The sequence below is a fragment of the Leifsonia sp. HAY1-4F genome (assembly GCF_056755275.1).
The window spans coordinates 17,772-30,876 of sequence record NZ_JBNDHX010000039.1; the positions used below are offsets into that span (position 1 = coordinate 17,772).

Annotated in this window: 14 protein-coding genes and 1 tRNA gene; 12 read left to right on the top strand and 3 right to left on the bottom strand. The window is 70.0% G+C overall.

All coding sequences use genetic code 11. From position 1 onward, the window contains the following. Positions 1-588 precede the first annotated feature (588 nt). The 4 genes from ACPYOG_RS09515 (at position 589) to ACPYOG_RS09530 (ending at position 3,555) form a co-directional block, all read left to right on the top strand. A complete protein-coding gene (locus ACPYOG_RS09515) occupies positions 589-1,035 on the top strand; it encodes a MaoC family dehydratase N-terminal domain-containing protein (protein WP_192629536.1) in 447 nt (148 codons plus the stop codon). Further along, a complete protein-coding gene (locus ACPYOG_RS09520) occupies positions 1,035-1,466 on the top strand; it encodes a MaoC/PaaZ C-terminal domain-containing protein (protein ID WP_481293996.1) in 432 nt (143 codons plus the stop codon). Before ACPYOG_RS09515 ends, ACPYOG_RS09520 begins: the two co-directional genes overlap by 1 nt. Beyond that, positions 1,463-2,602, top strand: coding sequence for a UDP-N-acetylmuramate dehydrogenase (locus ACPYOG_RS09525; RefSeq protein WP_481293997.1), 1,140 nt, complete (start codon positions 1,463-1,465; stop codon positions 2,600-2,602). Before ACPYOG_RS09520 ends, ACPYOG_RS09525 begins: the two co-directional genes overlap by 4 nt. Positions 2,603-2,724: 122 nt before the next feature. Continuing rightward, positions 2,725-3,555, top strand: coding sequence for a hypothetical protein (locus ACPYOG_RS09530; protein ID WP_481293998.1), 831 nt, complete (start codon positions 2,725-2,727; stop codon positions 3,553-3,555). A gap of 31 nt (positions 3,556-3,586) precedes the next feature. On the opposite strand, the gene ACPYOG_RS09535 is transcribed toward ACPYOG_RS09530, so the two are convergent. From ACPYOG_RS09535 to ACPYOG_RS09545, 3 genes are all read right to left on the bottom strand, one after another. Further along, positions 3,587-5,707, bottom strand: coding sequence for a RecQ family ATP-dependent DNA helicase (locus ACPYOG_RS09535; protein ID WP_481293999.1), 2,121 nt, complete (start codon positions 5,705-5,707; stop codon positions 3,587-3,589). Between the two features lie 95 nt (positions 5,708-5,802). Next, on the bottom strand, positions 5,803-6,069 hold the full coding sequence (locus tag ACPYOG_RS09540) for a hypothetical protein (protein ID WP_481294000.1): 267 nt from the start codon (positions 6,067-6,069) through the stop codon (positions 5,803-5,805). Between the two features lie 26 nt (positions 6,070-6,095). Further along, positions 6,096-7,232 carry a PspC domain-containing protein gene (locus ACPYOG_RS09545; protein ID WP_481294001.1) on the bottom strand — a complete coding sequence of 379 codons (1,137 nt, stop codon included), beginning with the start codon at positions 7,230-7,232 and terminating at the stop codon, positions 6,096-6,098. A 115-nt stretch (positions 7,233-7,347) separates the two neighbouring features. Between ACPYOG_RS09545 and ACPYOG_RS09550 the strand changes: the two genes are divergently transcribed. From ACPYOG_RS09550 to ACPYOG_RS09585, 8 genes are all read left to right on the top strand, one after another. After that, a complete protein-coding gene (locus ACPYOG_RS09550; RefSeq protein WP_481294002.1) occupies positions 7,348-8,598 on the top strand; it encodes a PspC domain-containing protein in 1,251 nt (416 codons plus the stop codon). After that, the gene (locus ACPYOG_RS09555) at positions 8,595-9,275 is read left to right on the top strand and encodes a LuxR C-terminal-related transcriptional regulator (protein ID WP_481294003.1); all 681 of its coding nucleotides are present in this window, start codon (positions 8,595-8,597) and stop codon (positions 9,273-9,275) included. The genes ACPYOG_RS09550 and ACPYOG_RS09555 overlap by 4 nt, the downstream gene beginning before the upstream one ends. A gap of 196 nt (positions 9,276-9,471) precedes the next feature. Next, positions 9,472-9,544 (top strand) — tRNA-Trp (locus tag ACPYOG_RS09560). A 42-nt stretch (positions 9,545-9,586) separates the two neighbouring features. Beyond that, positions 9,587-9,859 (top strand): preprotein translocase subunit SecE, encoded by a 273-nt coding sequence (gene secE, locus ACPYOG_RS09565; protein ID WP_481294004.1) that lies wholly within the window; start codon positions 9,587-9,589, stop codon positions 9,857-9,859. Positions 9,860-9,912: 53 nt separating this feature from the next. Continuing rightward, positions 9,913-10,833 carry a transcription termination/antitermination protein NusG gene (gene nusG / locus ACPYOG_RS09570; protein ID WP_481294005.1) on the top strand — a complete coding sequence of 307 codons (921 nt, stop codon included), beginning with the start codon at positions 9,913-9,915 and terminating at the stop codon, positions 10,831-10,833. Positions 10,834-10,942: 109 nt separating this feature from the next. Further along, positions 10,943-11,374 carry a 50S ribosomal protein L11 gene (gene rplK, locus ACPYOG_RS09575; protein WP_481294006.1) on the top strand — a complete coding sequence of 144 codons (432 nt, stop codon included), beginning with the start codon at positions 10,943-10,945 and terminating at the stop codon, positions 11,372-11,374. Between the two features lie 71 nt (positions 11,375-11,445). After that, a complete protein-coding gene (gene rplA / locus ACPYOG_RS09580; protein WP_481294007.1) occupies positions 11,446-12,135 on the top strand; it encodes a 50S ribosomal protein L1 in 690 nt (229 codons plus the stop codon). A gap of 208 nt (positions 12,136-12,343) precedes the next feature. Beyond that, a partial coding sequence (locus ACPYOG_RS09585) for a protease pro-enzyme activation domain-containing protein (RefSeq protein WP_481294008.1) occupies positions 12,344-13,105 on the top strand: 762 nt, incomplete at its 3' end.

Below are 13,105 nucleotides of genomic sequence, written 5' to 3' on the forward strand. Positions count from 1 at the left end.
CGAACGCGAGCGCCGGCCTCGCGATGCCGACGGGCGGCAAATCCGACACGCCGACAGCCGTCGGTGATACGCCAGCGCGCAACGAGATGGGACCGCGTTGATGAGAATGGCCACCGCCCGAGGCCAAAAAGCGAAACCGGTGTCAACAACGTGAGAACCGCGAAAAACGCACGGATGACGTGCGAGAGCTGTCAATCGTGACGGAGATGTCAGGGTCGGTGCGAGCCGACAGTGTCGGTGGTCACCCCTAATCTGGGGACAGCGAGAAAAAATCTTCAAAACACTACATGTAGTGGAATGACAATCGTGTCATTCGGGTTATATAGTGGGTGAACACCGCGGGAACGCGGACCACCGACTTCTAGGGGAGGCCATCATGGACTACGAAAACGACAGCGTTGGCGGCTACTCGGTTCCCGTCGACCCCATGGACTTGCTGCAGTGCGACAGCTGCCAGTAAGGCGCTAGCACCGAGCGTGAAGACCCCGGAGGCCATCGGCCTCCGGGGTCTTCTGCCGTTCGGGCGCGCTCCCCGGTGCTGTCCACCGAGTCCCGAGCGCCTCGGGGACGCGCCGATAGAATCGACGGGTGCCAGTGAATCCAGAGCTGCAGGGGCGGGAGTTCCCGCCCGCCCGGCCGTACCTCGTCGGACGCGAGAAGATCCGGGAGTTCGCCACCGCCGTGTTCGCCACGTCGCCGATCAGCTTCGACGTGGAGGCGGCCCGAGCGGCGGGTCACCCCGACCTGGTGGCGCCTCCGACGTTTCCCGTAGTGGTGCAGGAGTCGACTCTCGCACAGTTGCTCGCAGAGCCGGACGCCGGGATCGACTTCAGCCGCGTGGTGCACGGGGACCAGCGATTCACGTTCACCCGGCCGGTCGTCGCCGGTGACGAGTTGACGGCGACGCTCCGCGTCACCTCGGTCAAGTCGCTCGGCCCGCACTCGATGGTGACCGCCGAGTCCACCATCGTCGACGCGGACGGCGCGCACGTCGTGACCGCCACCTCCACCCTGGTCGTCCGAGGAGACGAGTGATGCCCGCTCCCGCCCCCGCCTTCGACACGTTGACCGTCGGTGACATTGTCGCCGAGCGCACCGTGGACCTGAGCCGCGGCTCCCTGGTCCGCTACGCGGGCGCGTCCGGCGACTTCAACCCCATCCACTACCGCGACGACGTCGCCACCTCGGTCGGGCTGCCCGGCGTCATCGCCCACGGGATGCTGACCATGGGCCTCGCTGTGCAACCGGTCGTCGACTGGGCCGGCGACCCCGGTCGAGTCGAGGACTACCAGGTGCGGTTCACCCGTCCCGTGGTCGTGGACCCCACGGAGGGCGCCACCGTGACCATCTCGGCGAAGGTGGGGCACTTGGATGCGGAGGCGCGCGTCGCCCGCATCGACCTGACGACGACCTTCGGCGGCGACACTGTGCTCGGCAAGGCGCAGGTCCGCGTCCGGCTGGCATGACGGACGCGACACCGGCGCTCGCCGAACTCACCACGATCCGCGTCGGCGGTGTGCCGGAACGGCTCGTGGTCGCCGACGACCGTGCCGCCCTCGTGGATGCGGTCCTCGAGGCCCGGGACGCCGCCGAGGACTGGCTGCTGCTCGGCGGCGGGTCCAACACGGTGGCGAGCGACGACGGCTTCGACGGGACGGTCATCCACATTCGCAGCCGAGGCATCGAGCGGCTCGACGCGCCCGCGGGGCGCATCCGCCTGCGGATCGAGGCGGGCGAGCCCTGGGACGACGTGGTCGCCTTCACGGTACGGCACGGCTGGTCGGGCGTGGAGGCGCTGTCGGGGATCCCGGGGTCGACCGGGGCGGCTCCCGTCCAGAACATCGGCGCGTACGGCCAGGAGCTCGAGTCGGCCCTCCTCGGCATCGAGTTCCTCGACGATGTGACAGGCGAGGTCTCGTACCTCAGCCGGTCGGAGCTCGGCCTCGGATACCGCACGTCGGTTCTCAAACGCGACCGGCGTGGGGTGGTGCTGTCGGTCGACTTGGAGCTCACCGACAGCACGGTCCCGGGGGACGTCGGAGCCCCGCTGAGCTCGCCCATCGGGTACGCCCAGCTCGCGGACGCCCTCGGCGTTCGGCCAGGCTCCCGCGTGCCGGTCGCCGAACTGCGACGGGCGGTGCTCGCTCTGAGATCCTCCAAGGGGATGGTGCTCGATCCGGCGGACCCGGACTCCGTGAGTTCGGGATCGTTCTTCACCAATCCGATCGTGTCGGAGAGCTTCGCCCGATCGCTCCCTGCGAACGCGCCCCGCTGGCCCCAGGATCCTCTGGAGGCGGATACCGTCCTGACCATTCCGCCGGGCGGAGTGGATCCCGTCGACGTGCCGCGTCTCGCGGGCGGGGAGTACACGATGAAGCTCAGCGCGGCCTGGCTCATCGAGCACGCCGGAATCGGCCGGGGCTTCGCCCTCCCGGGTTCAGGGGCCGCCATCTCGTCGAAGCACACGCTCGCGATCGTGAACCGGGGCAACGCCACGGCGACGGACGTCGCCCAGCTGGCGGCGTTCATCCAGTCGCGCGTCCAGGCGGAGTTCGGCGTGCTGCTGCAACCGGAACCGGTGCTGGTCGGACTGACCCTCTGACCGAGTCTTCGCCTGGTCGGTTCGGGAGATCCCCGGCCGACTCTGAGAGGGTTCTCACGCTCGGCTCCGTAGGCTGAGGGGGTCACGGCGCGCCCGCGCCGGGACGGATCGAAGGGGACGACATGGGATTCCTGGACCGCCTTCTCGGACGCGAAGACCCGCGCTCGGGCAGCACGCAGCCGCAGAACGCCGCCGGCCCGCGGCCCGAGGCCGCCCCGAGCGCAGCCTTCCCGTCCGCGACGCCGGGTGCGCCTCGCAGCGAGGACGAGATCGCCGTAGAGCGATACCGCTATCTGCTGCGCACCGCTCCTCCCGAGACGATCGAACAGGTGCACGAGGAGGCGTTCGCGAAGCTGACTCCGGAGCAGCGGCGTCTGCTCTTCCAGCAGCTGAGCGAGAGCGCCCCCGCGGGCGAGCAACCGCGCGGCGACGACCCGCGCTCGCTGGCGCAGGCCGCTACGCGATCGGAGCTCCGCCAGCCCGGCACCCTCGAACGCGCGCTCGGCGGCGGTCGCGGCGCGGGCTTCGGGGGTGCAGGAGGCGGCGGGATGGGGTTCGGCGGCATGTTCGCGAGCTCGCTCTTGGGAAGCGTGGCCGGCTATGTCATCGGGTCCGCTCTCGTCGGCGCGTTCCTTCCCTCCCCGGCAGACCAGCAGGCGGACGGCAGCGCCGGCGACCAGAACGCGGACAGTCAGAACGCCAGCGACCAGAACGCGAACGACCAGAACGCGGACAATCAAGCCACCGACCAGAACGGAGACCAGGGCGGCGACGCCGGCTCCGGCACCGACAGCGCGTCGGGCGGGGACGGTTCCGTCGATGCGGCCGGCTGGGACGCTGGCGGCGGTTCGGCCGGCGATTGGACCGGAGGTGGCGACTGGACCGGTGGCGGTGACTGGGGCGGCGGTGGCGACTTCGGCGGAGGCGACTTCGGCGGAGGCGACTTCATCTAGCCGCACTACCGGCCACGGGAACACGACACACTCAGCTGCGGAGCGCAGCGGCGAACGGCAGCACGGCGTTCGCGCCCGCTCCCAGCAGTTCCTGGCCTGCGACGGTCACGGTCCAGCGGCTGTCGATCAGGTCGTCCACGAGCAGCACGGGAACCCCGGCCGGGAGTTCGAGTCCGTCCGTTGAGAACCGCTCCCAGACGGACGCCAGCCGGAACGCGCTGTTCCCGCCGGGACTTCCGGACGGGGGCCCGCCTCGCCAGGCCAGGGTCCCGGCGAACGGAAGCCGCCCCACGTTCGCAATGCCGCGTGCGAGTGATTCCACGAAGACCGGCCGCCGCCGGGACGGCATCGCCGCCACAGCGCCTGGCCGCGCGTTCCAGTCCCAGTCGGAGAGTACGCGCACGCAGGCGTCGAGGATCGCGGGTGGCACCGGCTGGTCGGGCGCGTCGTCGGCGAGGAGCTCCCGGAGCCGTCCGCCCCATCCCAGGTCGGTGAGCCGAGCGAGTACGCGCCCGGGTTGCAGCAGCTGGTCGGGGCGGAGCTTGCCACGGACGGGCAGGCCGAGCCGGTCGGCGCCGGTGGGCCACAGCTTGCGGGGTTCCACCTCGACGCCGACCCGATCGAGCAGCGAACTCACGTCGCCGGCCGCGCGCCCATCCACCTCAGTGGGGTACCAGACGCCTGCGCAGTTGTCGCACCGGCCGCAGGGACCCGCGTCCGGGTCGTCGAGCGCCCGCTGGAGGAACTCCATCCGGCATCCGGTGGTGGTCTCGTACTCGAGCATCGAACGCTGCTCTGCTTCGCGGGCGGCCGCGATGCGCGCGTAGCGCTCCTCGTCGTACTGCCAGGGCGAGCCGGTCGCCACCCAGCCCCCGCTGACGCGGCGGACAGCACCGTCGACGTCGAGCACCTTCAGCAGCAGCTCGAGGGTGGATGCCCGCAGGTCGACCCTGCTCTCGAGAGCGCACGTCGACAGCGGCTCGGATCCCAGCGCCTCCAGCACCGAAGCGGCCTTCTCGCGGGACGGCATCGACGCGGTTGCGAAGTACTGCCAGATCGCGCGGTCCTCCGGCCCGGGGAGCAGCAGGACGTCGGCGTTCTCGGTGGCTCGCCCGGCGCGTCCGACCTGCTGGTAGTACGCGACCGGCGAGGACGGCGCGCCGAGGTGCACCACGAACCCGAGATCCGGCTTGTCGAAGCCCATCCCGAGAGCGCTGGTCGCGACCAGAGCCTTCACCTCGTTGCGCTTCAGCCGCCCCTCGAGATCCTCCCGTTCGGCTGTGTCCGTCTGTCCCGTGTACGCGTGCGCCTCGTGGCCGGCGAGGCGCAGGACGCGCGCTGTGTCCTCCGCGGCCGACACCGTCAGCGTGTACACGATGCCGCTCCCGGGCAGGTCGCCGAGGTGGCCGGCCAGCCAGGCCAGCCGACTCGTCGCATCCGGCAGAGGGAGGACGCCGAGCCGGAGGGAGCGACGGGCGAGCGCGCCGCGGATCGTCAGCACGTCGGCCGCTCGCCCGGACCCGAGCTGCTCGACCACGTCGGCCACGACCCGCTCGTTCGCCGTCGCGGTCGTCGCCAGAACCGGGACGCCATCGGGGAGGAGTGCGATCAGATCGCGCAGCCGCCGGTAGTCGGGCCGGAAGTCGTGTCCCCAGTCCGAGATGCAGTGCGCCTCATCGACCACCAGGAGTCCGCTGCGTTCGACCAGTGCAGGCAGTTGCGTGTCGCGGAACTCGGGGTTGTTGAGGCGTTCCGGGGACACCAGGAGAACATCCACCGTGTCCTCCCGCAGTCGCAACGCCACGTCCTCCCATTCGTGGCGGTTCGCAGAGTTGATGGTCACGGCTCGGACGCCGGCGCGCTCCGCCGCGGCCACCTGGTCGCGCATCAGGGCGAGGAGCGGAGAGACGAGGATGGTTGGCCCGGCTCCCTGGGCCCGGAGCAGCATCGTCGCCACGAAGTAGACCGCGGACTTGCCCCAGCCGGTCCGTTGCACCACCAGAGCCCGGCGGTGATCCTCGACGAGCGCGGTGACGGCCTGGAGCTGGCCGTCGTGGAACTCCGCGTCCGGCCGTCCGACGAGGGCGCGGACGCGAGAGAGTGCGTCGTCTGCTGAAGAGGGGGAGCCGGGAGGTGTGGAGCCTGTGGTCATGGAGCCATCGTCGCAGGGACGTCCGACGCCCCGCTCCCGGATCCGTCAGATCGGTGGAGGGGGGCGTCGTGACGCAGCCTGTGGACGGAATCCGTTCAGAGGCCCGGATGGATGCGACGGCGCTGCGAGGCGCGGATGCCGCCGAGCACGGCCGACACGACGATGACGAGACCCACCACCGCAGCGGCCAACGCCCACGCGGATCCCGGGGTCAGAGAGGTGAGCCAGCCTCCCACGTCGTCTGTCCGCTCTCGCGACGAGAGCACGAAGAGGACGGCGGCGGCGAACAGTGCGAGGAGGGCTCCCCACACGACGCCGCCCCAGCGCAGGGGTGCGATCGAGGGATGCTGCGGTTCGGTCATGGTCTTCTCCTGGTCGGACACGATGGTCAGTGCTGGAGGAGGGCCGGAAGGCCCTCGCTGGTGAGGTGGATGCCGGTGGCGCCGTCGCCGGCGAGGATCAGCGCAGCGGTGGTCAGCACGGCGAGCAGGATGCCGAGGAAGATCAGGAAGCCGCTGCGGCGGCGCGCGAGCCCGGCGATGAGGACGACGACGCCGACGACCAGCGTGGCGGCAGCCAGACCGGCCGCGGTGGTGAATCGCGATACGTCGGCCAGGAGCGGCCAGACGATGGCCGCGACCGCCCCTGCCACGAGGGCCAGACCGACGGCCAGCCATCCGACGGCGGCCCCCACCCGTGGATTCGCCGCCCGGTACGCCTCCCGCCGGGCAGCCGCCTCGGCCGACGCCACCGCGACCTGGGAGCGCAGCTCGGCCGACCGCTGCGCCTTCACAGCGCGCATGTCGGCGGCCAGGCGCTGCTTCCAGTCGGCGTGGTCTACCCGCCACTGGGCCTGGCGCTGCTGCCAGTCGGCCACTTCGTCCGGCGAGGCACCCTGGGCGGGCGCCGGCGGTGCCGTCGGCTCTGTCGCGACATCCAGGTGTGGTGCTGGGGCGTTGACCGTGTCGGCGGCCGGCGCCGAAGAAGGAGCAGCGCCCGACGACGCCCGCGCATCCGAGCGCCGCACCGCGACCACGATCAGCGCGACCACCGCCCCGATCACCAGCAGGGTCCAGATGACCCGGCCGAGAGCGTCCCCCCAGGCCGGGAGGTTCCAGAACGGCCCGCCTGCCCACCACAGGCCGCTCGTCCAGGGGATCAGCGAGAGCAGCACGATGACCCCGATCGCGACCATCGGCGGCTCGAAGTCGCCCTCGAACAGCCGCTGCAGGTGGATGCGTCCCTCGCGGTCCGGGAGCAGCGCCCACGCCGCCGCGTACAGGAGCAGGACGGGCGCCCCGAGGATCCCGGCGACCACGAGGATGCCGCGCACGATGAGCGGGTCGATGCCGAGCCGGTACGCGACTCCGGCACTCACTCCGCCGATCCAGCCGTCCGCCCGCACGACGCCGAGCCCGCGCATCCAGTCGAAGAAGCGCGTTCCACGACCGGAGAAGCCGGTCTTCGGGCCGCCGTAGGGGTTCGAGGGCGTCCCCACCGGGGGAGTCGATTCGTTCTGTGACATGCTCCTCATCCTGCCGGTGGGGTGGGTCCGGCAGGTATCGGGTGAACCCCTGAGTGGACCCTGATCATTTCCGCCGCCGGGTGCGGGGTGGCTCGGGGTCTGCTTGGATCGGGCTATGTCGTCACCTGCCCGCACCGGGCGGCGGACCGCGCACCAGCGGCCGTCCGTGGAGCGGCCGCCCATCCAGCGGCCGCCGCTCGCCCGGCCGCGCTCCTGCGTGGTGGGCGGCGTGAGCGTCGCACTGGCCGACCACCTCGGGTGGCCGGTGGTCGCCGTACGCTGGGCCTTCGTGGGGGCCGCCTTCCTCGGCGGCGGCGGCGTCCTGCTGTACCTCTGGCTCTGGGCGCTGGCGCCACTGCGTCCTCCGGCCGAGACCGATCCGGCGGACGGCGTCCGCCGTCGGGTCAACGTGCCCTGGGTCCTGGCGGGCGCGGGCGCTGTGGCGGGGATCGCCGCGATCGTCCTCGCGGCGGGCGGAGCGCTTCCGCCGGGCTTCGGCGCCCTGGTCGGCTCGGCGGCACTGCTCGTGCTGGCCGTGGCATGGGAGCAGGTGGCCGACGAGGAGCCTGCTGCCTTCGCGCCGCTGAATCCGACCGCGTTCCGGCTCTCCTGCGGCGCCTTCCTCGTCGTCGTCGCGCTGGCGCTGGCCCTCACCCAGAACGTCGGAGGGTCCGGGATGCTGTGGCTCGGCATCCTGATCACGACGTTCGCCGGAGCCGCCGTCCTCGTCGCGCCCTGGGGCCTGCGGCTGTGGCGGGAGCTCATCACCGAACGGACCGCCCGTATCAAGGAGGAGCAGCGGGCCGAGATGGCCGCGCACCTGCACGACTCTGTGCTGCAGACCCTCGCGCTCATCCAGAACCGCGCCGGCGCGTCGAGCGAAGTGGGCCGCATCGCCCGGGCGCAGGAGCGCGAGCTGCGCGAGTGGCTCTACACCGATGGCGGGGACGCGTCGCCGGTGGAGGATCGCGATCTCGCCGCGGAGCTGCGGGAGGTCGCCGCCGCGCTCGAAGTCGACCACGCCGTCCACTTCGACGTCGTCTCGGTCGGGGAGCCGGTGCGCCGGGCGCCATCGGAGCTCGGGGCGGCGGCGCGCGAGGCGATGCTCAATGCCGCGCGTCATGCCGGGGGAGAGGTGTCGGTCTACGTCGAGCACGCCGGGGACCGGGTGGATGTGTTCGTGCGCGACCGCGGACCCGGATTCGACCTGGGATCGCTTCCGGAAGGACGCCTCGGCGTCAGAGAATCGATCATCGGCCGCATGCGGCGCGCCGGCGGGCAGGCGGGCGTCGTCGCCCGGGAGAGCGGCACCGAGATCCAGCTGACCATCGAGCTACCCAAACACGATCCGAGCGAGACGATATGACCGATCCGGCCCCCGACAGCACCAGCCGACCCGTCTCGGTGGTGATCGTCGACGACCACTCCATCTTCCGTTCGGGGCTGCGCGCCGACCTCGATGAGCGGCTGCAGGTGGTCGCCGAGGCCGCCGACGTGGATGCTGCGGTCGCGGCGGTCCTTGCGACCCGGCCGGACGTGGTGCTCCTGGATGTGCACCTGCCCGGTGGCGCGGGAGGCGGTGGAGCCGAGGTTGTGCGCCGCACGAGCGCGGAGGCGCCGTCGACCCGGTTCCTGGCGCTAAGCGTCTCGGACGCCGCCGAGGATGTCGTCGGCGTCATCCGGGGGGGAGCGCGGGGTTACCTCACGAAGGGCAGCTCGGGCGGCCAGGTGAGCGACGCCGTGGTCGCCGTGGCCGGTGGGGACGCCGTGTTCTCGCCACGGCTGGCCGGATTCGTGCTCGACGCCTTCGGCGCTGCCTCGGGGGAACAGGCGGAGTCGACGGACGAGCTCGATCGCCTCTCGGCCCGCGAGCGCGAGGTGATGCGGTTGATCGCCCGTGGCTATGCATACAAAGAGGTCGCGGCCGAGTTGTTCATCTCGGTCAAGACCGTCGAGACGCATGTCTCGGCGGTGCTCCGCAAGCTGCAGCTGTCTTCGCGGCATGAGCTGACGGCGTGGGCGCTGGAGCGCAAACTCCTGTAGCGCGCCCGCTTTTGCAGGCGGCCCGCCGCGTCCCGTACACTTGACGCGGTGGTTGAATCTGCCAAGCTTTTCTGCGCCATTTTTCCGGGTGGCGACGGCAGTACTGCCCCGCCCCGGCCGCGCATCCGCAGCACGTTCGGATGTTCGATCGGCTAGCCTGGAACGACAGCGGAGGAAGTGCGCGATTCGCTGTCCTAGGGCGGTAGCTCAATTGGCAGAGCAGCGGTCTCCAAAACCGCAGGTTGCAGGTTCGATTCCTGTCCGCCCTGCAAGTCGGTACCCAGGTGCCGATCCACGAAAGGTGTAACGAGGTGGCCCGAAAGGTAATCGACGAGCCGAGCGAGGATATCGTCGCGAACGCGAAGAAGGATCGCGCCGCACGGCGCAACCCCTTCGCGCGGATCGCCCTGTTCATCCGGCAGGTCATCGGCGAGCTCAAGAAGGTCGTCACCCCGACCCGCAAGGAATTGTTCAGCTACACCGGCGTCGTGCTGGTGTTCGTGGTGATCATGATGGCCCTCGTGTCGCTCCTGGACTGGGTGTTCGGCTTGGGTGTCGTCTGGGTCTTCGGACACCCGAAGTAGACGATGTCGACCGGGCCGCACCGGCCCTCCCGACGAGAAATGGAATGAATTCAGTGTCTGAGACGAATCGCGACGACGTGGACTGGGCGCCCGCTGCTGAGCAGTCCTCCGAGGACGACGAGGCGCAGACCGGCAACGTGCTCGCGAGCGAGGACGAAGCGTCCGAGGCCGCCGAGCACGAGGCGCTGCACGTGGTCGCCGACGACGGAACCGAGATCGACCTCGACGCGGTGCTCGACGCCATGGCGGAGGCGGTGGACCCCGAGGCCGACCGTGCCGTCGACGAGGCCCTCGAGGTCGACAGCGCCGACGAGGCCGAGGCGGCCGTGAAGGCCGTCGAGGACGAGGAGGAGACCTCCACCGACCCGTACGAGGAGTTCCGCGCCGAGCTGCGCTCCAAGCTGGGCAAGTGGTACGTCATCCACTCCTACGCGGGCTTCGAGCGCCGCGTGAAGTCCAACATCGAGAACCGCATGGTCTCGATGAACATGGAGGACTACATCTACGAGGTGCAGGTCCCCATGGAGGATGTGGTCGAGATCAAGAACGGCCAGCGCAAGATGGTCAACCGCGTGCGCATCCCGGGCTACGTGCTGGTGCGCATGGACCTCAACGAGGACAGCTGGTCGGTCGTGCGCCACACCCCGGGTGTCACCGGGTTCGTCGGCAACGCGCACAACCCGACGCCGCTGCGTTTCGAGGAGGCCTTCTCGATGCTGAAGAGCCTCGTGCAGGTCGAGGCCGCTCCGGCCAAGGGCGCTGCGAAGGGCCAGAAGAGCACCGCGCGGACCGTCATCACCGAGGTCGACTTCGAGATCGGCGAGACCATCACCATCAAGGAGGGCTCGTTCGCGGGCCTGCCCGGTTCCATCAGCGAGATCAAGCCGGAGAGCGGCAAGCTCACCGTGCTCGTCTCCCTGTTCGAGCGCGAGACTCCGGTCGAGCTCAGCTTCGACCAGGTCACGAAGCAGTAGGAACACTCCCCACGATTTTCAGAACACCGGGTCTCGGAAGGGCCGAGAAACCGGGAGAGCGACGAGGGCTGCGGCCTGAACCGCTCGAACACACAAAGAAGGAAGAGACATGGCACCGAAGAAGAAGGTCACCGGTCTGATCAAGCTTCAGATCAAAGCCGGCGCCGCCAACCCCGCCCCGCCTATCGGCCCGGCGCTTGGTCAGCACGGCGTGAACATCATGGAGTTCTGCAAGGCGTACAACGCGGCCACCGAGGCGCAGCGCGGCAACGTCATCCCGGTCGAGATCACCGTGTACGAGGACCGCTCGTTCACGTTCGTCCTGAAGACCCCGCCCGCAGCCGAGCTCATCAAGAAGGCGGCCGGCGTCGCCAAGGGCTCCGGCGTCCCGCACACCAACAAGGTCGGCAAGCTGACCCAGGAGCAGGTGCGCCAGATCGCCGAGCAGAAGATGGTCGACCTCAACGCCAACGACATCGACGCGGCGTCGAAGATCATCGCAGGCACCGCCCGCTCGATGGGCATCACGGTCGAGGCGTAAGCCCGACTCCCCAAGACACATCGTGGAAGAGCCGGCCAGGCTCGCACCACATTCTCGTTAGGAGAAATCACATGGCACAGAAGTCCAAGGCCTACCGGGCCGCGGCCGAGAAGATCGAGGCCGGAAAGTTCTACACCCCCGCCGAGGCCGTCGCCCTGGCGCGGGAGACCGGCTCCGCCAAGTTCAACTCGACCGTCGAGGTCGCGCTGAAGCTCGGCGTCGACCCCCGTAAGGCGGACCAGATGGTCCGCGGTACCGTCATTCTTCCTCACGGTACGGGCAAGACCGCCCGCGTCATCGTGTTCGCGACCGGCCCTGCGGCCGAGGCGGCCATCGCGGCCGGCGCGGACGAGGTCGGCGGCGCCGAGCTGATCGAGAAGGTCGCCGGCGGCTACACCGACTTCGACTCGGCCGTCTCCACCCCGGAGCTCATGGGCCAGGTCGGTCGTCTCGGTAAGGTGCTCGGCCCGCGCGGCCTCATGCCGAACCCGAAGACCGGCACGGTCACCCCGGACGTGGCCAAGGCCGTCTCCGACATCAAGGGCGGAAAGATCGAGTTCCGCGTCGACAAGCACTCCAACGTGCACTTCGTCGTGGGCAAGGCCGGCTTCACCGCCGAGCAGCTGAGCGACAACATCACCACCGCCCTCGAGGAGGTCGTGCGACTCAAGCCGTCCGCCGCGAAGGGCCGTTACATCCAGAAGGGCGCCGTGTCGACCACGTTCGGCCCCGGCATCCCGCTGGACGTCAACGCCATCTGAGTCCGTTCCAGGAACAACCGACGGGGTCGGGACCGGTTGCCGGTCCCGACCCCGTCGGCGTCAGCGAACGGAACCGGGCGGACGGCCCGGTGCGAACGGAACCGTCTACCCCCTCTTGTAGAGGTAGAACGTCCAGGTCTAGTCTCGCCATGTCGCGCGTCGCGCGATGGCTCGCTGTCGAGTCCGTCCGAACCAAAGGATGACATTCATGGCACTTCGCACCACGCGGTCCCTCCACAAGAGGGCGCTCGGTATCATCGCCACCACGTCTGCCGTGGTGGCTTTGTCGTTGGCGGGAGCATCTGCGGCCGGCGCCGCCGACCGGGTGACCTACGCCGGCTCCGTCCCGTCCTGGGCCACCGCCAGCAACGATGCGGGCGCAGCCCCGGCCGACACGACGGTACAGGGGGAGATCTATCTGCCTCTCCGCGACCAGCAGGGCGCCGAGGCGCTCGCCAAGGCCGTCTCCAGTCCGCTCGACCGCGGCTACCGCAAAGCGCTGTCGCCGCAGCAGTGGATCAACCGCTTCTCGCCGACGCAGGCCGACTTCGACGCACTCGTCAGCTTCATCAAGGCGGCGGGCCTCACCATCCAGGGTGTCCCGGCCAGCCGGCAGTATGTCGTGTTCCGCGGCACTCCGGACCAGCTCGGATCGGTCTTCGGCACCTCCCTCCACTCGTTCAAGCACGGCGGCCGCCAGCTGATCGCTCCGGCCTCCGCACCGTCGGTGCCCGCATCCATCGCCCCCAAGGTCTCGGCGATCAGCATCGAGCAGTCGCGCACCACGACGCGACCGGACTCGATCGTGCAGGGCGACCTCGGGCCGTCCGGCGCGCCGCAGCTGGCCCGCAAGGCGGCAGCAGCTCCGGTGATCGAGACCCCGTGCTCGCACTACATCGGCGAGAACGTCGTGACCGTCCCACCGGCCTACAACGGTCAGACGCAGTACAGCACCTACAACTGCGGCTAC

Coding starts and splice junctions, on each gene's coding strand:
- ACPYOG_RS09520 (WP_481293996.1), top strand. CDS start 1,035: ATGCCCGCTCCCGCCCCCGCCTTCGACACGTTGACCGTCGGTGACATT.
- ACPYOG_RS09525 (WP_481293997.1), top strand. CDS start 1,463: ATGACGGACGCGACACCGGCGCTCGCCGAACTCACCACGATCCGCGTC.
- ACPYOG_RS09530 (WP_481293998.1), top strand. CDS start 2,725: ATGGGATTCCTGGACCGCCTTCTCGGACGCGAAGACCCGCGCTCGGGC.
- ACPYOG_RS09535 (WP_481293999.1), bottom strand. CDS start 5,707: ATGACCACAGGCTCCACACCTCCCGGCTCCCCCTCTTCAGCAGACGAC.
- ACPYOG_RS09540 (WP_481294000.1), bottom strand. CDS start 6,069: ATGACCGAACCGCAGCATCCCTCGATCGCACCCCTGCGCTGGGGCGGC.
- ACPYOG_RS09545 (WP_481294001.1), bottom strand. CDS start 7,232: ATGTCACAGAACGAATCGACTCCCCCGGTGGGGACGCCCTCGAACCCC.
- ACPYOG_RS09550 (WP_481294002.1), top strand. CDS start 7,348: ATGTCGTCACCTGCCCGCACCGGGCGGCGGACCGCGCACCAGCGGCCG.
- ACPYOG_RS09555 (WP_481294003.1), top strand. CDS start 8,595: ATGACCGATCCGGCCCCCGACAGCACCAGCCGACCCGTCTCGGTGGTG.
- rplK (WP_481294006.1), top strand. CDS start 10,943: ATGGCACCGAAGAAGAAGGTCACCGGTCTGATCAAGCTTCAGATCAAA.
- rplA (WP_481294007.1), top strand. CDS start 11,446: ATGGCACAGAAGTCCAAGGCCTACCGGGCCGCGGCCGAGAAGATCGAG.